The sequence below is a fragment of the Hydrogenophaga sp. genome (assembly GCF_041633695.1).
Taxonomy (GTDB): Bacteria; Pseudomonadota; Gammaproteobacteria; order Burkholderiales; family Burkholderiaceae_C; genus Hydrogenophaga.
The window spans coordinates 1-1,005 of record NZ_JBFJMY010000771.1 but is presented as its reverse complement, the minus strand read 5'-3'; the positions used below and the strand labels follow the sequence as shown (position 1 = coordinate 1,005).

The following is a 1,005-nucleotide window of genomic DNA, read 5'->3' as shown; positions in this document are numbered from 1 at the left end:
CCGCGTTCAGCCGCCGCATCCGCGCGCTGGAGGCCTGGCTCGGTGTGGCGCTGTTCGACCGCAGCCAGCAACCTGCCCGTCTGACCGAGGCCGGCGAATGGTTTCGCACCACCGCCGAAGAGGTGCTGGCCCGGGTGGCCCGCCTGCCGGGCGAAGCGCGTGCCGTGGCCGACAGCAGCGCCGCCACGCTGCGCCTGGCCGCCACCCACGCCCTGAGCTTCACCTTCTTGCCGGGCTGGCTGCGCGGGCTGGAAGCGCACACCCCCGTGGGCCCGGTGCAACTCATGTCCGACCTGCTGCAGCGCTGCGAAACCCTGCTGCTGCAAAACCAGGTGCAGTTGGCGCTGTGCCATGCGCACACGCAGGCGCCGGGCGCGCTCGACGCCGCCGCCTTTCCCTGGCGGCAAGTGGGTGAAGACCGGCTGCTGCCGGTATCGGCCCCCATCGGTGCGTCCAGTCGCCCGCGCCACCGGCTCGACGCCGCCCAACGCGGCAAGCCCATACCCTTGCTGGGCTACAGCGCCGAATCGGGCATTGGGCGCATCTTGTTCGCGGTGCATGGCAGCGCCTTGCACCGCCTGGGCGTGCAAACCGTGTTCACCGCCCACCTCGCCTCGGTGCTCAAGACCATGGCGCTTGATGGCAGGGGCATCGCCTGGTTGCCCGCCAGCCTGGTGAGCGAAGAACTGCGCCTGGGCAAGCTCGTGGCCGCTGGCGACGAGCACTGGGCCGTGGCGCTGGACATACGCCTGTACCGCCACCCCGAGCCCATGAGCGGCACCGCCGAAGCGATCTGGACCGCTGCCGGTCAGAGCGCCGACACCGGGTCTACGCGCCGCGTGTCGGCTGGCGCGCGTAGCTCACGGTGAGCATTTCCCACTGGTGGCCGTCGGGCTCGTTCCAGTACACCATGCGCCCGCCATGGTCGGTGTTGATCTGCCCATCCTGCGCACCACGCACCTGGCTGCGGTAGGCCATCCCGGCGCGCTGGATGCGCGCCAGGAT

Annotated in this window: 1 protein-coding gene; it reads left to right on the top strand. The window is 70.9% G+C overall.

What is annotated here, in order from left to right; genetic code table 11:
• Positions 1–869: LysR substrate-binding domain-containing protein (locus ABYB95_RS23995; protein WP_372663027.1), on the top strand; the 869-nt coding region annotated here is incomplete at its 5' end.
• Between the last annotated feature and the right edge of the window lie 136 nt (positions 870–1,005).